Annotated in this window: 16 protein-coding genes; 8 read left to right on the top strand and 8 right to left on the bottom strand. The window is 46.5% G+C overall.

Features of this window, described 5'->3' with window-relative positions; all coding sequences use genetic code 11:
- The first annotated feature begins 29 nt into the window (after nucleotides 1-29).
- Complete coding sequence (locus BLV62_RS17265) at nucleotides 30-653, top strand: DinB family protein (protein WP_089763214.1); 624 nt, start codon at nucleotides 30-32, stop codon at nucleotides 651-653.
- A gap of 3 nt (nucleotides 654-656) precedes the next feature.
- On the opposite strand, the gene mtaB is transcribed toward BLV62_RS17265, so the two are convergent.
- On the bottom strand, nucleotides 657-1,934 hold the full coding sequence (gene mtaB, locus BLV62_RS17260; RefSeq protein ID WP_089763213.1) for a tRNA (N(6)-L-threonylcarbamoyladenosine(37)-C(2))-methylthiotransferase MtaB: 1,278 nt from the start codon (nucleotides 1,932-1,934) through the stop codon (nucleotides 657-659).
- 89 nt (nucleotides 1,935-2,023) lie between these two features.
- Here mtaB and BLV62_RS17255 point away from each other — a divergent pair, with 89 nt between their 5' ends.
- From BLV62_RS17255 to priA, 3 genes are all read left to right on the top strand, one after another.
- Nucleotides 2,024-2,458: a DUF4258 domain-containing protein gene (locus BLV62_RS17255; protein ID WP_168927890.1), complete on the top strand. Its 435-nt coding sequence runs from the start codon at nucleotides 2,024-2,026 to the stop codon at nucleotides 2,456-2,458.
- A 140-nt stretch (nucleotides 2,459-2,598) separates the two neighbouring features.
- On the top strand, nucleotides 2,599-3,294 hold the full coding sequence (locus tag BLV62_RS17250) for a lysophospholipid acyltransferase family protein (protein WP_225889626.1): 696 nt from the start codon (nucleotides 2,599-2,601) through the stop codon (nucleotides 3,292-3,294).
- The gene (priA, locus tag BLV62_RS17245) at nucleotides 3,291-5,732 is read left to right on the top strand and encodes a replication restart helicase PriA (protein ID WP_089763210.1); all 2,442 of its coding nucleotides are present in this window, start codon (nucleotides 3,291-3,293) and stop codon (nucleotides 5,730-5,732) included. The genes BLV62_RS17250 and priA overlap by 4 nt, the downstream gene beginning before the upstream one ends.
- 3 nt (nucleotides 5,733-5,735) lie before the next feature.
- Here priA and BLV62_RS17240 read toward each other — a convergent pair whose 3' ends face one another.
- The gene (locus tag BLV62_RS17240; RefSeq protein ID WP_089763209.1) at nucleotides 5,736-7,682 is read right to left on the bottom strand and encodes a DUF3857 domain-containing protein; all 1,947 of its coding nucleotides are present in this window, start codon (nucleotides 7,680-7,682) and stop codon (nucleotides 5,736-5,738) included.
- A gap of 22 nt (nucleotides 7,683-7,704) precedes the next feature.
- Nucleotides 7,705-8,373 (bottom strand): NAD(P)H-binding protein, encoded by a 669-nt coding sequence (locus BLV62_RS17235; RefSeq protein ID WP_089763208.1) that lies wholly within the window; start codon nucleotides 8,371-8,373, stop codon nucleotides 7,705-7,707.
- A 101-nt stretch (nucleotides 8,374-8,474) separates the two neighbouring features.
- On the opposite strand from BLV62_RS17235, the gene murB reads away from it, so the two are divergent.
- A complete protein-coding gene (gene murB, locus BLV62_RS17230; RefSeq protein WP_089763207.1) occupies nucleotides 8,475-9,491 on the top strand; it encodes a UDP-N-acetylmuramate dehydrogenase in 1,017 nt (338 codons plus the stop codon).
- On the opposite strand, the gene BLV62_RS17225 is transcribed toward murB, so the two are convergent.
- From BLV62_RS17225 to BLV62_RS17205, 5 genes are all read right to left on the bottom strand, one after another.
- Entirely contained in the window at nucleotides 9,488-10,456 is a 969-nt protein-coding gene (locus BLV62_RS17225) for a YpdA family putative bacillithiol disulfide reductase (RefSeq protein WP_089763206.1), read from the bottom strand. The two genes, murB and BLV62_RS17225, sit on opposite strands and share 4 nt — an antisense overlap.
- 16 nt (nucleotides 10,457-10,472) lie before the next feature.
- On the bottom strand, nucleotides 10,473-11,168 hold the full coding sequence (locus tag BLV62_RS17220) for a glutamine amidotransferase-related protein (RefSeq protein ID WP_089763205.1): 696 nt from the start codon (nucleotides 11,166-11,168) through the stop codon (nucleotides 10,473-10,475).
- Between the two features lie 18 nt (nucleotides 11,169-11,186).
- Nucleotides 11,187-12,068, bottom strand: coding sequence for a class I SAM-dependent methyltransferase (locus tag BLV62_RS17215; RefSeq protein ID WP_089763204.1), 882 nt, complete (start codon nucleotides 12,066-12,068; stop codon nucleotides 11,187-11,189).
- A 124-nt stretch (nucleotides 12,069-12,192) separates the two neighbouring features.
- Nucleotides 12,193-13,023, bottom strand: a complete 831-nt coding sequence (locus BLV62_RS17210) for a hypothetical protein (RefSeq protein WP_089763203.1) — start codon at nucleotides 13,021-13,023, stop codon at nucleotides 12,193-12,195.
- A 44-nt stretch (nucleotides 13,024-13,067) separates the two neighbouring features.
- Nucleotides 13,068-13,448, bottom strand: coding sequence for a hypothetical protein (locus tag BLV62_RS17205; protein WP_089763202.1), 381 nt, complete (start codon nucleotides 13,446-13,448; stop codon nucleotides 13,068-13,070).
- A 118-nt stretch (nucleotides 13,449-13,566) separates the two neighbouring features.
- Here BLV62_RS17205 and BLV62_RS17200 point away from each other — a divergent pair, with 118 nt between their 5' ends.
- From BLV62_RS17200 to BLV62_RS17190, 3 genes are all read left to right on the top strand, one after another.
- Nucleotides 13,567-15,357: a type VI secretion system Vgr family protein gene (locus BLV62_RS17200; RefSeq protein ID WP_089763201.1), complete on the top strand. Its 1,791-nt coding sequence runs from the start codon at nucleotides 13,567-13,569 to the stop codon at nucleotides 15,355-15,357.
- A gap of 32 nt (nucleotides 15,358-15,389) precedes the next feature.
- Nucleotides 15,390-18,596, top strand: a complete 3,207-nt coding sequence (locus tag BLV62_RS17195) for a PAAR-like protein (protein WP_089763200.1) — start codon at nucleotides 15,390-15,392, stop codon at nucleotides 18,594-18,596.
- A gap of 402 nt (nucleotides 18,597-18,998) precedes the next feature.
- On the top strand, nucleotides 18,999-19,961 hold the full coding sequence (locus BLV62_RS17190) for a hypothetical protein (RefSeq protein WP_089763199.1): 963 nt from the start codon (nucleotides 18,999-19,001) through the stop codon (nucleotides 19,959-19,961).
- The last annotated feature ends 166 nt before the right edge of the window (nucleotides 19,962-20,127 follow it).

Here is a 20,127-nt window from a genome sequence, read left to right as displayed (position 1 = left end):
ATTTACCCCTCTTTTCAAAATTAATTTTTATGAAAAAGCCTTTTTTACTGCTGCTATTGATGGCACTGATAGCAGGCAGTTTCTCGTTCACGTTATCTTCCACTGTTGACAAAAGAACTTACGACAAAAGTGATCTCATCAACTACCTGAAAGCAACAAGAGACAGCGCGCTCAATGCAGTACAGGGATTATCAGATACGCAGATGTCGTATAAAGAAGCGCCCGATCGCTGGTCGGTAGCCGAATGCCTGGAACATATCACCCTGGTGGAAAAGAATTTCATCACGATGGCAAAAAGCATGGCAGATGAAAAACCAAATCCTGAAAGAAGTCATGAGATCAAAATAACCGATGAAGCCATCGTACAAGGCGTATCTGACAGAAGTCATAAAGTGAAAGCGCCCGAGCCATTTATTCCCAGGCATGCTTTCGCATCAAAGGAAGAATTGATCAAAGCATTTACAGACCAGAGAAATGAGTTGATCTCCTATGTAGAAAGTACCAACGACAACCTGCGTGATCATATCAGAGACATGCCGCCGTTCGGTCCGGTATCCGCATTCCAGGTGCTCTTGCTCGACGGCGCACATAGCGCCCGCCATACCAAGCAAATGAGAGAAGTAATGGCAAGTGCTGAATTTCCTAAACAATAAGGATTAGCGAAGTTCCCAGTCGATAAGCTGATTATGCCACTCCTTGCGGAAAGGAGTGGTTACCTTGATATAGTTATCCGTATACCCTTCCATCATTCCATCTTTTCCTAAAGATTCGAATAATACTTTCCGTGTCTGGTTAAGATGCTGCTCGTTGAAATACTGCTGTTTCTTGTGACTCAGGTTGCGAAGCAGTTTATTCCTTTCCTGGCGAACAGGAACCGGAACTACCGGTTTAATATCCAGTGCGGCGGTATTGGCCCTTTCAGAATACGTGAAAACGTGCAGGTAAGAAACATCCAGGTTGTGCAGGAAATCATAGGTTTCTTTGAAATGCTCGTCGCTTTCCGAAGGGAAACCAACGATCACGTCTACGCCTATGGCACAATGCGGCATGATGGATTTAATAAGCGCTACTTTTTCTGCATAGAGTTCCCGGCGGTAACGACGGCGCATGCGACCCAGGATCTCATTGCTGCCGCTTTGCAACGGGATATGGAAATGAGGCATGAACCGTTTGCTTTGGGCAACGAATTCAATGATCTCGTCAGAAAGCAGGTTAGGCTCTATGGAAGAAATGCGATACCTGCTGATGCCTTCCACTTCATCCAGCGCTTTGGCCAGTTCAAAGAATGATTCTTCTCTTTTCTTTCCTCCTTCAAAACCTTTCCCGAAATCGCCCAGGTTTACGCCCGTCAGTACAATCTCCTTTACGCCGTTGGCAGCGAGCTGCTGTACCTGCGTAACCACGTTGGCAACACTGTCGCTGCGGCTTTTGCCCCTGGCCATTGGTATAGTACAGAAAGAACAGGTATAGTCGCAACCATCCTGTACCTTCAGGAAGGTACGGGTACGGTCGTTCACTGAATAGGAAGCATGGAAAGTATTTACATCTTCTATATCGCAGGAGCAGATCTTGGCGGAATCGCCTTTGGTAAGGTTCTTAAGATGCTCGGTAATGTTGAATTTTTCCGCTGCGCCCAGTACCAGGTCTACTCCTTCAATGTTGGCGATCTCCTGGGGCTTTAACTGTGCATAACAGCCGGTGATGACTACCATGCTGCCGGGAGCCCTGCGCTGTATGCGCCTTACCAGCATGCGGCATTCTTTGTCGGCATTGTCGGTCACCGAACAGGTGTTGATAACATATACATCTGCCGTTTCTTCAAAATCTTTTTTTACAAAACCATCCTGTTCCAGCAACCTGCTAAGGGTAGAGGTTTCTGAAAAATTCAGCTTACAGCCGAGAGTATGAAATGCTACTGATTTTACCTGTTCCATAAAGGATGGCAAAGGTAGGAACTTTTTATGTCATAGTTAGGTAAGGAATTTTGACTAATTTGCGCGCGTTCTGTTTTTATATGAGATCAATGCAAAAATATATCCCGGTATTATTCTTAGGCCTGTTATTGTTTGCCGGCTGGCAACAACGCTGGTGGAAAAGCTCCGGCAAGTCTGCAGGCCCTGTGGGTAAGCCTGTTATCGCCCGCGGAGCATTAGACGATAAGAACACCGGCAACGAGGTTATTAACCGGCATGCCCAGTTGGAGTATACGAAACATGCCATATGTCGGATGGGTTGCCGACAGGTGACTGCCAGCGAGGTGGAAGAAATCCTCGCAGTCGGTAAAATAAACCCTGAAAAATCTAATCCTAAAGATCATCCCTGTCCAACCTACGCATTAGAAGGTTACTCTACCGAAGGCCAGCATTTAAGGATCATCATAGCGCCCTGCGATGAAGAACATGCCAAAGTCATTACCTGTATCGACCTGGATAAGGACTGGTCATGCAACTGTGAATAGTATTTACTTGATTTATTAATGATTTTCTTCGTAGTTTTCACCTTTAATTCAACTATTTTTCAGAGGCGTTTATGAATTTGTTATTGAAACCGTTGCGTGTTATTTATGTGATATACGCCGCTGTGATCTTTCTTGGTATCATGTTTCTGATATTACCGCCTATTTTCCTGGCGTCGTTACTAGGAAAGCACAGGGGGGGAAATATCATTTTCTATTTTTTGCGTTTTTGGGCGCATACCTGGTTCCCGCTGGTAGGGATGCCGGTAAAACGCATCTACAAATGTGAAAAAGATAACGAGCCCTGCATTTATGTTGTGAACCATCGTTCTTACCTGGATGCGGCCATCGCTGTTAAAGTAATGCGCCTGCCTTTCAGGCCGCTTGGGAAAATAGAGATGTCGAAGATCCCGGCTTTCGGTTTTATATATAAAAACTCCGTTGTGGCGGTAGACCGTTCCAGCGCTCCTGCCAGGGCAAGAAGTGTGAGAGAGATGATGTCGGCCCTTAAAGCCGGTATTTCCATACTTGTATTCCCTGAAGGAACAACCAACGAGAGCACCCAGCCGTTAAGGCCTTTTCACAACGGCGCGTTCAGGATGGCGATAGAATTGCAGATGCCTATCAAACCTGTACTTTACCTGGATGCCGGCGACCGTCTTCCTCATAATTTTATGAAGATCAACCCTGGCAAATGCCGGGTAGTGTTCCTGCCATCAGTGCCGGTTGCAGGACTCACGTTAGATGATATCAATACCCTGAAACAAAAGGTATATGAGATCATGGACACCGAATTACGTAAATACCGCGAATATCCAACTTTGCAGCCCGTAGAATGAAATTTGCAGATGTAATATTGCCATTGGCGTTACCAAAGAATTATACTTATGCCATTCCTGAAACAATGGCCGACTCTTTGCAGCCTGGCAGCCGTATTGCTGTTCAACTCGGAAAACAAAAGAAATATGCAGGTATTGTAAAGGCGATACATGAACAGGCGCCTCCCTATAAAACCAAACCGATACTGGATATCCTGGATGCCAATCCTATCGTATACCCGTCGCAGTTAGCATTCTGGTCCTGGATCGCCAGCTATTATATGTGTACGGAAGGAGAGGTGCTGAATGCCGCTTTGCCCGCGCACCTGAAACTGTCCAGCGAAACCATCCTGTTATACAACGATGCTTATGGCTCCGATTTCTCTTCGTTAGATGATGATGAATACCTGGTCGCGGAAGCGCTCCTGATCCGTAAAGAACTGCGGATAGAGGAAGTACAGCTTATCCTGGATAAATCTTCCGTTTATTCCGTCATCAAAAAACTGATAGAGAAAAATGTGCTGCTGGTGTATGAAGAACTGAAGGAAGTGTATAAGGAGAAGAAAGAGAAATTTGTTCTCCTGCAGGAACAATATAAAGAAGACGCCCAGCTGGAAGCCTTATTCAATGAAATGAACAAGGCGCCCAAGCAATTGGAATTGTTGCTGGCGTATCTTCATTTGCAAAGAACGCAGGGCAATGTGCTGCAAAGCGAATTGCTGAAGAAATCCGGCGCCAGCGCCGCTCAACTGAAAGGCCTGGTAGATAAGGGGATTTTGTGGATAGAGAAAAGGACGGTAGATAGAGTTCCTGGCGGCGCGGCTGTAGCTGAAATTGATTTTGACCTGAGTGCCGCGCAAACAGCAGCTTTATCTGCAATTAATGAAAGTTTTAAAGAGAAACAGGTCACGTTATTACACGGAGTTACCTCCAGCGGCAAAACGCAGATCTATGTAAAACTGATAGAAGCCTGCCTGGCAGAAGGCAAACAGGTATTGTACCTGCTTCCTGAAATTGGCCTTACAGCCCAGGTGACCAGGCGACTTAAAAAACATTTTGGCGATAGCCTGGGGATCTACCACTCCCGCTTCAACAACAACGAAAGGGTCGAGATCTGGAACAAAGTAAAATCCCAGGAGATCAAAGTGATCCTGGGGGCCCGTTCCAGCCTGCTGTTGCCGTTCAAAGACCTGGGGCTTGTAATTCTTGATGAAGAACACGATGCTTCTTACAAGCAACAGGACCCTGCTCCCCGTTACCATGCCCGCGATGCAGCCATCTACTATGCCGCGCAGTTCAAAGCCAAAGTATTGCTTGGATCGGCAACGCCCTCGCTGGAATCCTATTTCAATGCCCAGCAGGGCAAATATGGCCTGGTAACGCTCAGCGAACGCTTTGGCGGCATTGAAATGCCGGCAATCGAGATCGTTGATATCAAAAAGGAGATGGCCGAAAAAACTATGGACGGGCATTTCACCTCCGCCCTGAAAACAGCCATCAACGATACTATCGCCTCCGGCAAACAGGTTATACTCTTCCAGAACCGCCGCGGTTATGCGCCTTTCCTTTTATGTACCACCTGCGGATGGATACCGCATTGCAAACAATGCGATGTATCCTTAACCTATCACAGGAACCAGGATAAACTAACCTGTCACTATTGCGGTACCCGTTACCCATATGTTCACACCTGCGCTGCCTGCGGTGCGCAAACCATCGAGCCTAAAAGTTTCGGAACAGAAAAGATCGAAGACGACCTGCAGGTCTTGTTCCCTGAAGCGCGCATTGCCCGTATGGATATGGATACCGTGAGAAATAAAGACAGCCATAACCGGCTCATACAGTTGCTGGAAGATAAGCATGTGGATATCCTGGTAGGTACGCAAATGGTGGTAAAAGGACTGGATTTCGAAAACGTAAACCTGGTAGGGATATTAAGTGCAGATAACCTGCTCAGCTTCCCCGATTTCAGGGTGCATGAAAGAGCTTTTCAGCTTATGGAGCAGGTGAGCGGAAGGGCAGGGCGAAAGCACGGAGCAGGAAGAGTGCTGATACAGGCCAGCAATACAAGGCACCCCGTGTTGCATTGGGTAATGGCCCACGATTATAAATTGATGTACGATGCGGAAATAGCGGAAAGACGTGCGTTCGGTTACCCTCCATTCGTGCGGCTGTTAAAGCTCACTATCAGGCATAAAGATCAACAAACCGCCGAACAGGCCGGGCATATTCTGGCCAGCTGGTTGCAGCCTTTACTCGGCAGCCAGTTGATGGGGCCTGCTGTTCCGCTCGTAGCAAGGGTGCGGAATAACTACCTCCAGGAACTGCTGATCAAGCTGCCCCGCGACGCCAAATCCATTGCCCAGATCAAGCAACGGATCCAGGATTATATCATCCAGTTAAGAACAGAGAAAAAATTCCGTACAGTGGCTATCATACCCGATGTAGACGGCGTATGACCCCTATTTCATCAGCACCATTTCCAGTTTCTGGATCTGCCTGATCTTCTCCTGCACCGCTTTAAATTTAAGTTTGCTGTTTCCTGACAGGTCATTCTGTTTGTACCATTCAATGATGAATATGGTAAGCTGCTGGCCGTTCTGGTCGCATTTGATCCTGTAGCTTAATGCAGGATCGTCGATCGTTGCATTCCAGTTGCCGCTGTTGGCAAGCTTGAAGCCTGAAGGAACGGTGATGTTGATACGTTTTTCCTGGTAGTAAGGGAAAGAGATCTGTATCGGGTAGTTATTTGTTGGTATATCCGTTTCCGTTGGTATGGTTCCTCCAAGCAGGTCGCCGATCCTGAGCCTGATCTCCTGAGGCGAAGTTTTTACCAGTGCAGGCGTAGCCAGGCTGCTTTTTAAAACAACCGGTTTTTCCAGGGTATACGGCGTGAACACTTCATTTTCAATAGCTACATTACTGGCCCTTCTTTCGCCGGCCTGGAATGGAAGAAGTGAGTTCAGCAAACTGTTTCTCGTTTCCTGCACATCTCCGGCCTTGGTAAATGCTGTTTTGATATTGCTGGAGGGATAACCGCCAAACGATTGAGTTACCTGCCATACGGGGTTTTGTACATCGCTTAAAGAGGCTTCCAGCGTAACGTTGCTGAAAGAATAAGGTACTACCGGGGTAGTGATGAAATCTGTCAGTACTTTACTTTGGCTGCCAACCAGCGTATCCCTGCAACGCAACGCGGTGATGCCAGACCATTTGGAAGGATAACAAGGGAAACGTGTAAGCATTTCCGTTGGAGCCAGCGCCTGGTTTAAAGTTGGGAAATATAGCAGTACATTCTTGGCAACGCCGCGGAGCGGAATTTCCGGGGTAACCGGGATGCTGTCGCGGCTGCCGGTGAATAATATCTGGGTGGGAATGTTCATTAAGTAATAGGACGCATTCAGCAAACGGATCATTCCTGTTTCATCGGCTTTTTTATTGCTGAGTATCCAGGAAATGTCTTGCGTGGCGCCTGTTTCATCAGGGAACACCAGCGTGAAATTGCTTTTGATATATTGTTCCAGGAGATAGATGCGTTGGGCCGGCGCCATCGGGCGGGCCAGGAAGGTGAGACGTTGCAGTTCCCTTTCCAGCTTTTTGAACTCCTGTGGCGATACGGCAACATAAGGGATATAGTTCTCTTCCCCGTATTGCTGCCAGGTAGCTTTAAGCGTGTCTTTTTTCTCGATGGCCTGTACTACGGCATAGTCGACCCGCTTAAGGTTTGGCAGCGTATAAAACAGGTCGCTGCTGATAAACGCAGGTACTTTATTCAATGAAATGCTGTGAAATTGCAGTTCGCCGGAAGTGCTGTCTTTAATCGCCGGTACACCCGGGGTTGTCTGTATCCTGAACGTATAATTCTTTGGTCCTGTAAGCCGGAAATCGACATGCTCCGCTTCCAGTCCTGTTTGCAGGAATTCCGAACCGGAGGTATTGTACAGGTACCTGACTACTATTTCATATTCTACCATTGTACCAACAGGAAGGCTGAGATCCTGGATAACAACCGCTCTCCTGTTACCCGGCAACCTCACTGTTCTTACCTTGCTTTCCAGGTTCGTTATTTCGCCCTGCTGGTTTATAGCCCTGACGCGCATGCTTCTGAGTTCATCGTTTGGTTCGAAGTTCAGAACAAGTTGATGAAGGCTGTCGGCTCCTGCCTGAGAATTGATCCTGATGGCTTTATAAGCGATCTTGTATTGATAGCATCCTTCAGCTTTATCCTGTGCCGAAACATTGAAATCCGCGACCAGTTTATTGTCTACTACCGTATAGGGAGCGTCGGAAGTGAGGCGGGGCGATTCGGGTTGGGTTTTCCAGGTATCCGGAAAATAGTTATTGATCTGGGCTGTTGTGATATTAGCAATACAAATGCCTACAGTAAGAAAGATGATCCATTTTCTCATAATGAGCTAAGATACGTATTGTCTAAGATACAGAGACACCCAAATTTTGGATGGCATCCGATTCAAGGATATGCGCTCCTGCATCGGCCCGGCGGGCCGCAACCAGCATAGCATTGGCTACTGTTGCCGCTTTGATCCCCCTGTATTTTTTCCATCTGCCCTGCAAGAGAAAATAGAAGAGCTGAATGATATATTTTCCAAGCCATTCTCCAAACCTGAATTCCTGTCTTTTTCCTATCAGTACAGATGGCCTGAAGATATAGATGCTGGGGAAGCCGACCTTTAATACAGCCTGTTCCATCTGGCCTTTGGTACGCAGGTAAAAATTGCGGGAGCGTGCATTAGCGCCGATGGCCGAAATAACCAGGTATTGCTTCACGCCCAGCGAGTGCGCGATTTCCGCACACCGGACCGGGATGCCGTAATCTACCTGCTTAAACCTTTCTTTGGTACGGGCTTTTTTTATGGTGGTGCCAATGCAGCAGAACAGCACGTCGCCCTGCAAATGAGGCGTTAAAGAAGCGGGATCGTTAAAGTTTACGATCACGCTTTCCAGCTTAGGCCGGGAATGCGCCCAGGGCTGGCGAACCAGGACCCTCACCTTATCATATTCCGGGTCTTGTAACAGCGCCGCTACAAGGTAAGTACCGGTCAATCCTGTTGCGCCTAAGACTATTGCTGTTTTACTCATAAACGGGTTTCATTTGGTGACGAACAAACCATAAATCTCATTATTGCCGTATTTCAAATGAGAATTGCGGCTATCTTTGCTGACCATAAATTTAAGTTATTATGCAGGTATCAGAAAATGTTCCACTCAGATCGTATAATACATTTGGCATTTCTGCAAAGGCCCGGTATTTCTCCACTTTCTCATCAGCCGATGAATTGCAGGAGCTTACCCACAGGCAAAAGGAAGATAATTTGCCCCAACTGATCCTGGGTGGAGGCAGCAATATTCTGTTTACCCGTAATTTCGACGGTTATGTACTGAAAAACCAGGTGATGGGCATTGAAAAGGTGGGGGAAGATGATGATTATGTTTATGTGAAAGCAGGGGCCGGTGAGAACTGGCATGGCTTTGTGAAATACTGCCTCGACGCGGACCTGGCGGGGGTAGAGAACTTATCATTGATCCCCGGGAATGTCGGAGCCAGCCCGATGCAGAATATCGGGGCCTATGGCGCAGAGATCAAGGATGTGTTTCACGAACTGGAAGCCTTTCACCTGCGCGACCAGCATATCGTTAAATTCACCAATGCCCAGTGTGAATTTGGCTACCGGGAGAGCGTCTTCAAAAAACAATTCAAAGGGCAGTTTGCTATCCTGAATGTCACTTATCGTCTTAACAAAACTCCCCGTTTCAATACCAGTTACGGCGCGATCTACGATGAGCTGGAAAAAATGAAGATAGAAAAGTTGACTATCCAGGCGATCAGCCAGGCGGTGATCAATATCCGCACCAGCAAATTGCCTGATCCGGCGCAGATCGGCAATGCCGGTAGTTTCTTCAAAAATCCCACCATCCCGAGGGCGCAGTTCCAGCAACTGGAAGCTGAATATCCAAAGATCGTAGCTTATCCCACAGACTCAGACCATGTTAAACTGGCTGCCGGCTGGCTGATAGAGCAATGCGGCTGGAAAGGGTACAGGCTGGGCGATGCAGGCGTTCATATCCGCCAGGCCCTGGTGCTGGTGAATTATGGCAATGCCAGCGGGAAAGATGTTTATGATCTCTCCCAGCAAATATTGGAAAGCGTACAGGAAAAATTCGGCGTACTCCTGGAACGGGAAGTGAATATCATTTAAGCATTATTCCTGATATGGCTGATGATCTTGCCGGCATGATCCCTTGAGTTCTCAATAAACCAAACATGAGTGTTCATGCCCCCGCATACCACTCCTGCCAGGTAAATATGCGGCATATTGGTTTCCATGGTAGCCGGATCGTATACGGGTATTTTCAGCGCATCGTCAGACAAGGCTATACCTGCGTTTTCCAGTAAAGAAAAGTTAGGCTGGTAGCCGGTCATTGCAATAACAAAGTCGTTGGGTATGGTAATGCTGCCGTCCGGCGTATTGACAGTTACCGACGCTTCCTCTATCATGGTAACGTGCGACTCGAAGTACGCTTTGATAGAGCCTTCTTTGATCCTGTTCTCTATATCAGGTTTCACCCAGTATTTCACCCGTTTTCCTATCTCTTTTTCCCTGACCACCATGGTTACCCTGGCGCCTTTGCGATAGGTTTCCAATGCAGCGTCTACCGCGCTGTTCGCAGCGCCTATCACTACAACGTCCTGGTCTGCATAAAAGTGCGGGTCTTTGTAGTAGTGCGTTACTTTCGGAAGGTCTTCTCCCGGTACGTTCAACAGGTTGGGGATATCATAGAAACCGGTGGCTATAACGACATGCCTGGCATGGTACGACTGTTTGCTGGTATGCACAATATATTCGCCGGCGTTAGGCAGGATCTGCTTTACTTCTTCAAACAGTTTGATGTTGATATGGTTGCTGCCCGCCACACGCCTGTAGTATTCGAGGGCTTCGGGCCGGGTAGGTTTCGGGTTGATGGAAACAAAAGGGATATTACCTATTTCCAGCCTTTCGGAGGTGGAAAAGAAGGTCATGTATAACGGGTAATTAAAAAGGGAATTTACAATACAACCTTTCTCAATAACTACATAACTGAGCCCTGCTCTCTTTGCTTCCAGGGCACAGGCGATTCCTATTGGTCCTCCGCCTACTATCAAAACATCAAATGCTGCGTTCATTCCTACTCTGATTTAATTATAAAGCCTCCAGGTGATCTAAAAGGCGAAACATGATCTTATTATTAACTGGCAAAAGGTCAAAATGTTGCCTGATAGTGGGTGCCTGTTGCACAAACGGGCCGCCGGCTTCCAGCACTTCCGCGTTATGGCCGACGATGTCTTCAATACTTTCCGGCGTCATTTCCAGGTGAAACTGCAGGCCAATGACCCTGTCGCCTTTGATAAAGGCCTGGTGAGGACCGGCGGCGGAAGCGGCAAACCTGGTTGCGCCCTGCGGAATATCAAACATATCCCCATGAAAATGAAAAGTAGGGAAATGTTGAGGGAATACTTTGTCCAATGCTGCAGCCTGGCCCTGGAAGCTGACATCCAGCGGGTACCAGCCTATTTCTTTCTGGTTCTGCGGGTAAACGTCGGCGCCTAAGGCGGAAGCGATCAGTTGCGCGCCCAGGCAGATGCCCAGCACCTTGATGTTTTTCTTAATCGCTTCTTCTATCAGTTGAAGTTCTGTTTTGATCCAGGGAAATTGTTCGATCTCGTAAACGCCCATGGTTCCGCCCATAATAATGAGCATGTCTATATTCTCAGGCAATTGGGATGCCGGTTGTTCGTACCAGCGGGTAAAGGAAAGTTGATGCCCTTTACGGCTTATCCAGTCGGCAATACTACCCAAACCTTCAAAAGGAACGTGCTGAAAGTAATGAATATGCATACAACGAAGATACGATGGCTATTTTACTTCTGCCCGTACAATTCGGAAATATTCATAACCTTTCATCCGCTTGCTTTTCTCGCCATAGTAAAGAGCGCGGTAATCGGTAGCCCCTCCGTCGTATCGCAGCTTCATATTCCGTTGGGCAAGAAATCCGGGCAGTTCATGGGTATGCAGTCCGAAATCCCATTGCTCGCCGGTTTTCTTCAGCAGTTTATTGATCTTGAAGAAACCGGTATAATGCCCGGGATTTACCAGCACGTCTTTATCCACATACGAAAAAATAACCTGTGTGCCTGGCGGAAAATCTTTCAGGTATTCGAAGATGGTTTCCGCCGCATTCAGTTCCCGGGTTGTCGTTAATGCTTCCCAAATGAATAAGGTTTTATAATGCCTGGGGAGTAAAGGAGATGGTATAACTTTGGCCAGTTGCTGTGTCTTTATATCAAGTTCTATATAATCTACGGGAAGCGACCTGGAACCGGGAGGCGGTTTCATGATCTTTCTCTTGCGCTGTTGCAGATCCTTATGATCGATCTCTACGAAGTTCACCTGCCGGCTTGTTTTCAGCCTGTGAGCCCTGGTATCGTACCTGGCGTTCAGGATGATGATCTGGTTGATGCCCTCGTGTTGTACTGCTTCAATTACCATATCGTCTATCAGGCGGGTACGGGCAACGCCGGCAGTATAGGTGCCCGGCCAGCGGGCGTTGATATAGGCTATAAAACAGTTCCTTACAGGGCCGAAACGGGATAGCGAAACAAGCAGTCTATGAAACTTAGGTAAGAATTTTATAGCATAAGGATCATAGAGCAGTCTTTTATTTACAGGCCTGGTGCTTTCAAGAGCGCGGAAGGTTGCCATATAGACACCGGTGTTGCGCGCAGGTGAGCGATTCATTTTAACGTATATTCCTTGAGGTTATATAATTTGATCCTGGTTATAATGAGAATGCGATTATTAGAATGATCAAATATATGTAAAAAGGAGAACGTTAAAACGGGGATTTTCCCGGTACGGGAAGTTAGTCGACCGTCAGTATAAACTTATTAAATTTTGTTGCAAAGTCGTCTCTCAGGGTCTGGTCGATTCCCGGCAGGTAGTTTATGGTAAACCCGCGTTGCAGGCGGCGGGCAGTGCTGCCATCGAGCGTCAGGGGGCGGGAGTGCAATACTCCTATCAGTTGCTGCCCCTGGAAGATAAGCGCCAGCCTGTAGAGGGGGCTGGGATCGTCTATCCCGCTTTCGTAATTAAAATACATTTTGTAGGGTTTGAGCACCTTTTCTTCTTCGAGCTGGAAGTTATGGATAAATGGCTCCATATCCTGTATGCTTCTGCCTTTATGTTGATTCAGGAAAGTAGTAAGAGCAGTTTCGATGATGCTGCCGCTCCTGACGCTTTTCTTGTCTACATAACCTTCAATGGTAGCCCACATTTTTTCGCCGTTGGTAGCAACAGGAAGCCGGATATCTTTTTCCAGCGTGCCCGCAGGGCGACCGTTAACTTCCAGTTTGCGTCCTTTACGGAACAGCGGTTTTCTGTATTCTTCAGGTGTGATATCAAAATCAATGTTTACAGGGTACCAGTCCTTTTGTAATTTGGCGGCGCGTACAGGTACATAATCCAGCAGTGTTACAATTGGCTGGCCGTTAGGCTGATCGCGCAGTATCGCTTTTCCGTTCACCCGTTCGCCGATAATGGGCGAAGCAGCTTTTTTTTTAGGAGCGGCAGGGATAGCGGCTTTGGTAGCTAATCGGTTATTGGTGTTGCCTTCGTTTCCGTATTTCTCTGTATTGTATTTCAGATCGCAGGCCGATAATGCAAATAAAAGAATGACAATTGAATAGCGCTTCATGTTCAAATTTCGTGACTCTGCGGTTATAGCCTCAAATATCAAGCCTAGAATTCTGAAAACAGCACCTGGTCACCGATTTGCAGGCGATGGACCTGTTGCATGCTGGAGAAAGGATCGAGCGGCGACCAGGAATGAAGCGTGTATAGTTGCACGTTCTTCCCTGCAATATCTTTTTCCAGTTGCTGTAAAGAGAGGCCGGTATTGGTTTTGGAAGAAATGTAAAAGATGTGGGGATTGTTTTTCAGGTGAATGATCCAGCCGGGAGACCCGGTTTTAATTGATGTTACCAATCCCGTTACCGGAATGCAGTTTTGTTTATTGGCTTTCCTGGAAGAAGGGATACCTGAAATGAGCAGTACCAGTATACAACAGGCAACTATTAACAAGGCCGTGGAAGCACGTTTGCCGGCATTTTTGTTTTTCATTTGTTGGCGTAGCTAGGTTAGGTGTGTTGAATTTAGGAAAAAAAATTCGTTAAGAATTAAACGTGATATTTATAGTAACCTTACTTTTGAATCATGTTTGTTAATACCCTTATAATCCATGTCTCTAAACGCCATAACCCATCTTATTATTGCAGGCCGGCAATTTTCCCAGTTAAGATCTTTAAAGCTGGAACAGGCCATGTCAGCACACCATTCGTTCAGCATTGAAATGCGTAATGAATGGCTGATAGCTGCGGGAGAAGATATGTTCAGCAGCGCCCTTGATTATCTTGGGAAAGAAATATCTGTTATCATCCGTATGCCGGAAAATCAGCAAGGCAAAGAACAACTGGTTTTCAAAGGCCTGATCACCGGCGTGCAAACCGGCAAGGCAGGCGATGGTACGGAAGGATACACCTGTTTGAAAGGAGGAAGCCCGACGTTGTTAACGGAAAAACTTCCCGACATGAAATCGTACGCCCACCAGCACCTTTCGGATATTGTGAGAGAGCATACGCAGGTTTGCAAGTCGTGGTTAAACCAGGTACAGATTACACCGGCGAATGACAGGCAGCTGAAATATTCGGTACAGTACAGGGAGAGCAGCTTCAGGTACCTGCAACGGCTTGCCGCCGAAAACGGGGAGTGGTTCTTTTACAACGGAACCGACCTTGTTTTTGGCCGGTATACGCCGGCGAACAGGCCGCTCACTCACCAGGTGAACCTGCTGGACTTTGAAATGAATGCCGTAGTAAGCGCTGCAAAAGGCATGTACAAGCAGTATGAATACAGGCAGGATAAACTGCATACGGTAGCGTGGCCTGAAAGGAACAACCATGCTTATTTAACCGGAGCTGTTGCACAGATCAGTGAACAATTATATCCTGCATCGTCGGTTTGCAAAGCCCTTAGCGGGCTGACAAGCAAGGCGGATGTTACTTTGCCGGTAACAGGAAAGCATTACAGGCAATCAATTATAGCCAACAGCGTTGTATTGAAAGGTAAAAGCAGTGATCCGGCTATCCGGTTGGGCGATGAGATCACGATCAGCGAGTTAAAAGGGAAAAGATATGGCGATTTCCTGGTAGTAGCGTTGGAACATCATTATACCGGCAATGGTACGTATTACAACCTTTTCAGTGCCATCCCTGCGGCATCCGCATACCCCGGAACCGCGCTGGCGCAGCCTCCCCGCTGCGAGGCACAGCGTGCGGTGGTTGTGGAGAATGACGATCCCAGGGGATTAGGTAGGGTAAAAGTGCGGTTCGACTGGCAGGAAAAAGATACTACACCCTGGATCAGGGTTTTAACCCCTTACGCAGGCGGGGAAAGAGGAATTTATTTTGTCCCCGAAATCAACGACGAAGTATGGATAGCATTTGAAGGAGATCATCCTGAACTGCCTTATGTAGCCGGTGCAATGTATAATGCGGGAACGGTTCCGGAATGGGCCGAACAGGAAAACAACCGGAAAGCGATTAAGACCAGGAGCGGTCACACCATCCAGCTGGACGATACAGCCGGAAAAGAGCAAATATCGATCACCGATAAAAGCGGGGGCAAGATCACGCTGGATAGCTGGGACAAAAGCATTTCCATTAAAGCTCCTGAAAGCCTCTACCTGGAAGCCAAACAATTGTTTATTAACACCCAGGAAAATATAACCCTGTGTGCAGGAGAAAACTTTACCTGTTATGCGGGGAACGACCTTCAACTTCAGGCCACGGCAGCCTGCCAGATAAGCGCTCATGATGCCGCAACTTTCATCAACAGTAAACAGGTTATCAATGCGCAGTCGGTGGATATCAGCGCCGGTAAAGTGAAAATTGAAAGCACCAAAGAGGATGTAGAGTTGATATCTGCCGGGCAGATCGATATACAAAGCTCAGAAAAAATAAGAATGTTCTAACTGTATTTCATTATCATTAAAAAGATAACAAGATGATAGATGATAAGGATAGTTGTGCCCAGGACACAAAGGAAGAACAACCTATGCTTGGTTTCCTTGTAAGTGAAGGTGCAGGCTGTACCTGTACATTTGCAGTAGATCCGGGACCTAAAAAGTTAAAGGTTATCAGTCAGCGGAAATACTTATTAAGTCATGCCAACGGGCATTTGCTGGCAACTACAAACGATAACAACATCAGTGCATTAAACTTCGGCAATTGTAAAATGCCGGATCCAAGTCACCCGGTTCCTTGTACAGCTAATCTCCGTTGGGCTAATTATTATACCGAGATCAAATTACCAGGTAATGCTTACCCGCTTACCGAAAACAGTGTGGCTACCTGCACTGCAAAAGGTGGAATTGTAAGAATCGTGAAACACGGTCAGGATGCCGCTACACCTGCGCCCCTGGCAGAAGATATGACTACGGAAACAGGAACAGCTGCGGATGGGGAAAACGACGCGGATAACACCGTGAATGAAAGCGACGAACCAGACGATGAGCAGGGCGCTGCAGGGAAGCCGGTTACTGAATCAAAGCCTATACGCGGAGGGAAAAAGAGATTCCAGGTGCTGGATGATACTGTTCAGCAAAAAGTAAGGCCGGGAGAGCTGATCACTTTTACTGTTACACCCGGGCCTGCAACAGGAGAACTGGAATTTTGGCAAGTGATGGGAGAGGGCGACATCATCAGTACAACCGGTAACTCTATCACGCTCCAAGCCGGCGCTCCGGGCAGCAGTTGTGGAGTGGTGGCTCATTGCGAAAAGAAACAGTTATACTCTGCAATGGTGCAATCAAACCCTAACAGGCTTAAAGCTGTGGATATTGAAAGAACAGTGCTGGTTAATGACCTGTTGGTACTGGACCTGGACGAATACTTTGAACTGCCGCCCAGGGGTTTGGAACGGCAACAGGTAAAATGGTATTGCAGTACCGACAGCAGTTTTGAGAACTATTATGGCAGTACCCTCCGTTATTCGTTCAGTAAGGAAGGGGTGTATAGGTTAGAACCCTACCTGGATTGTTTCGGAAAAGAGCTGACAATAACGGTAACGGTTAAACGTCCGAAGCTGCTCTTTGCGAGCTGGCGCGATGGGTTGGGATATGTGAAATTCGTCACAGGCTGGAAGGAAAGAAATCATTTGAGCCTCGTGTTCAGGGATGCAGCCAACCAGGAAGTCCTGGTTTCATTCGGCGCACAGGACAAACAGTCTGGCAGGCAGGTGATGTTGCAAACAGGTATAAGAAAGAAAATAGTTGATGACAGGGTAAGTATTGTTTTCGTGGCAGAAAAAGATAAAGCAAAAGCTTTAAAGGAGGGAATGTATTTTTTCGCTACAGTGAAGTTTGCCAATCCGCATTATGCCTCCGCCCAGGACAGGCTGCTACAGCCAGCCAGGTTAATGCGGTTGAAATGTGATCCCGAGATCATCGCTGTAAGGTTCTTTAAAAATGATAAGCAGGTTTTTAAAGCGGTATACGGAGAAACGCTGGAAGGAAAGGTATGGACCAGGAACCTTGTATACAGGGATCTGGCAATTGAAATTTACAGGAAGGAAGCAAGGAAGGGAATCGACTGGTTGCGAAAGGATACTTTGGTTTTCAGCTGCACTGCCTATGTGAACAGCGACGGATTCGCCTGTTTCAAATTTAAGCTCGACAGTTCTTTCAAAGATCAGTATAAAGAAAACTTCCACTCCTTTTACGTAAAAGTGAAGGATCAGCAAGGGGGGACAAATGCAATGATCATGGCTTTCCCGGAGCCGACAGAAAACAAAAAGAAAAATGGGAAAGCGGCGTCTGTGATACAGCAGCTTAAAATTAAAGGAAAGAAGGAAGTATGTGATGCCTGTAGTAAAGAGATCACGATAAGCGAGATCCTGGAAATTTGCAAGGATGTAAAGGGCCGGTCATTAATCCGGGAGATGAAACACATTAACGGGGCAATCGACTTCCTGAATAGCTTCAGGGAGAAAAGCGGGCTAACCAGGTGTATACGCAAAGCGCATTTCCTTGCCCAGGTAGCCGAAGAAACGAAGTTCTATAAGCTCGACGAACAGTTTAATTATTCAGCCGCCGGGCTCATAGAAACGTTTGCCAGGTTCCGGACGGCGGAAGGTCAACGGAAAGCGGACAAGTGGGGCAGAGGCCCTGGAAGTGATGTTCCCGTATCTCAATCTAACCAGGAGAACATTGCCAATTGGGTATATGCAGGTATTAATGGCAACAGTAAAGATGTAAGCGTAGGTGATGGATGGAGATACAGGGGGAAAGGATTCATACAGTTGACGGGAAAGGGAAATTACAAAGATGCTTCTGCCTATTTCAATAAGTATTTTGGAGGCGGGCAGAAAGATTGGGTGGCGGATCCCGACTCGCTTATTCAAGATCCTAAGGATGCTATGGCTACGGCCCTGGTTTTCTGGAAATCACGGCATTTGAGCGCCAGGGCAGATACAGGAATCACCGAAGCTTCGCTATCGTTCGTTACCAAGCCGTTGAACGATGCGCTCAAAAATTTCAATGAACGGGCATACTTTCTTGAGCGGGCAGTACAAACATTAAATGTTAATAATTGTATTCATTATATAGCGGGTAAAGATCAGAAAGGAAGTATTGTAGTAGTTAAAGGCCAAGGTCATCATTACATCAACGGATTTGTTGTATATGAAACCCTTGTTTGGCGCAATTTAACCCTGGAACGTTATCAACAGGAGCAACAGGATAATTCATTGCGTGATCCTGATTTTGTTACTTACCTGTCGAGGGATGCATGGGATACCAAATATTATGACAAGCAACAGAAGAAGCATATTACCGTAAAACATGATGACAGGCGTTATGGAAGTTATAACGAGGCGCCACCGGGAACCTACTATCTCTTTGCCGGAAGTTCAGGTCAGAAGTATAGCATGTACCTGGGAGATAGGCCGGGGAATGCGACGATTAACGGGCCGCATGGGGAGAGAGGAGGGATTGCGATACATCAGTATACGCCGGATAATTCACAAGGGTGTTTGACTACGGTTTCGGGCCGAGATGTTATTCCTGTGAAGGCGCTCAAAATGGAAATTCCAGATCTTATATTCCAGTCTCAGACAAGACTAGTTCGCATTATTTTAGAGGAAAGAAAAGTTGATGAATTAAAATGGGAGAGTAAAGAAAATGGAACGATTAAATGGTCGGGTGTAATATAGATCATAATGACTACTATAGGAATTGGAAATATCTTGATGCTAAAGAATTAGAATATGTTTTGCTGATCTTCAAATAAGAAACAGGAATAAATACTATCAGTATTATGGCTGAAGTAATTCCATATCAATATCATTGATTAGATGGCATACAAGCGACGTTTGAAATGCGGTAGGTGCCTAGCCGGAGAGTTATTGCTGTCGATCTGTAAACCTTACCCTGACTATTGTTTAAATAACATACTTACAATGAGATACCTATTTATAACTATTTTTTTGTTACCCCGTATGTTAACAGCGCAGCGACAACACGATACCAAAAGGCAAGTCTACCTGTCATCCTCTCAAGAGGCCGGCTTATTTCAGTATAGCAAGAGAATGATCGCGAATTGTAAAATTAATCCCTTGGATGAATTTGAATTTGCCAGGCGGATTTTAGATATTTATCAAATTGACATTGGCACTTATCCCGGTAACTATATTCCATTAGATGCCGATAACCAAGATGTCACAGTTGCGGTAAAGGATGCAAGGTATATCCATTTTGCTAACAGCAGTTCACCTACTGATATCGACGAGTTGGCGTTATGCAACTACAACAAATTGATTCTGCATAATGACAAATCAGCATTCGCTTATTTTAAAACTTCAATGCCTTACGTCATCACCGAATTAATCAAAGACTACGGCTACACCGGCAACAACGACTGGCTCGCATTCACATTCGACTACCTCGACGAAATCCGCGACAGCGAAGAATTTAACCGCTTCCTCTTCTCCGTTGACGACCAGCAAAAACTGGTGTTAAGAAAAAAGATGGTCGCTAAAATACTGGAAATACATCCCGACCTTCTCTACAACACATTCTCAATCGTGGAATTCATCCAACGTAGCCCTGAACAGTACAAAGAGCCCGACGAATCAATCGCCGTTATACTTGATGCAGGTTTGCAACATGATATTGTTGGCGTTTGCGAAATGGCTTTCGCCAATAAACCAGCACTCATAAAAAAACTGAAAAGCAAAAAGTATTACGGGTTGCCAACGCTGACAAACTACGTTGAACATTATTACAAGACACCGGCTGAACGAGCCAGGCAGGAACAGGAGAACAGTGATTATTACCTCCTGGAGGTAAGCAGGAATACAAAAGATAAAAGTATTGCCAAACATGGCGTTATTCACGATAAAGACGGTTTTACCAACCTGCGTCAAAATTCTAACAGCCATTCCGCCCGGGTACTGGCTAAGATCAGGGAAAATGAGCCCTTCCTCTATTGGCCCCTGGAAGGCGACTGGTGGGTAGTAGAATTGCAAAACGGGCTAAGAGGATTTGTGCATGCCAGCAGGATTAAAGAAGTTAAATAACCGGGAAAAGAGAAAGACAACTGGCGTAGAGAACAACCCGGGTTATATCCAGGCTTCTTAGCCTCCTCAGTGTAACTCACACTAAAGTGACCAGAACAAACTAAAACCTGGCACAAACCGCAATAAAACAAAAGAGGCGATTACATCGCCTCTTTCACATATAGTA

Origin of the sequence: Chitinophaga terrae (ex Kim and Jung 2007) (assembly GCF_900107795.1) — a bacterium.
Taxonomy (GTDB): Bacteria; Bacteroidota; Bacteroidia; order Chitinophagales; family Chitinophagaceae; genus Chitinophaga; species Chitinophaga terrae.
Note: the sequence above shows the minus strand (reverse complement) of the source record. Positions and strands in the feature narration are given on the sequence as shown.

Coding starts and splice junctions, on each gene's coding strand:
- BLV62_RS17265 (WP_089763214.1), top strand. CDS start 30: ATGAAAAAGCCTTTTTTACTGCTGCTATTGATGGCACTGATAGCAGGC.
- mtaB (WP_089763213.1), bottom strand. CDS start 1,934: ATGGAACAGGTAAAATCAGTAGCATTTCATACTCTCGGCTGTAAGCTG.
- BLV62_RS17255 (WP_168927890.1), top strand. CDS start 2,024: ATGCAAAAATATATCCCGGTATTATTCTTAGGCCTGTTATTGTTTGCC.
- BLV62_RS17250 (WP_225889626.1), top strand. CDS start 2,599: ATGTTTCTGATATTACCGCCTATTTTCCTGGCGTCGTTACTAGGAAAG.
- priA (WP_089763210.1), top strand. CDS start 3,291: ATGAAATTTGCAGATGTAATATTGCCATTGGCGTTACCAAAGAATTAT.
- BLV62_RS17240 (WP_089763209.1), bottom strand. CDS start 7,682: ATGAGAAAATGGATCATCTTTCTTACTGTAGGCATTTGTATTGCTAAT.
- BLV62_RS17235 (WP_089763208.1), bottom strand. CDS start 8,373: ATGAGTAAAACAGCAATAGTCTTAGGCGCAACAGGATTGACCGGTACT.
- murB (WP_089763207.1), top strand. CDS start 8,475: ATGCAGGTATCAGAAAATGTTCCACTCAGATCGTATAATACATTTGGC.
- BLV62_RS17225 (WP_089763206.1), bottom strand. CDS start 10,456: ATGAACGCAGCATTTGATGTTTTGATAGTAGGCGGAGGACCAATAGGA.
- BLV62_RS17220 (WP_089763205.1), bottom strand. CDS start 11,168: ATGCATATTCATTACTTTCAGCACGTTCCTTTTGAAGGTTTGGGTAGT.
- BLV62_RS17215 (WP_089763204.1), bottom strand. CDS start 12,068: ATGAATCGCTCACCTGCGCGCAACACCGGTGTCTATATGGCAACCTTC.
- BLV62_RS17210 (WP_089763203.1), bottom strand. CDS start 13,023: ATGAAGCGCTATTCAATTGTCATTCTTTTATTTGCATTATCGGCCTGC.
- BLV62_RS17205 (WP_089763202.1), bottom strand. CDS start 13,448: ATGAAAAACAAAAATGCCGGCAAACGTGCTTCCACGGCCTTGTTAATA.
- BLV62_RS17200 (WP_089763201.1), top strand. CDS start 13,567: ATGTCTCTAAACGCCATAACCCATCTTATTATTGCAGGCCGGCAATTT.
- BLV62_RS17195 (WP_089763200.1), top strand. CDS start 15,390: ATGATAGATGATAAGGATAGTTGTGCCCAGGACACAAAGGAAGAACAA.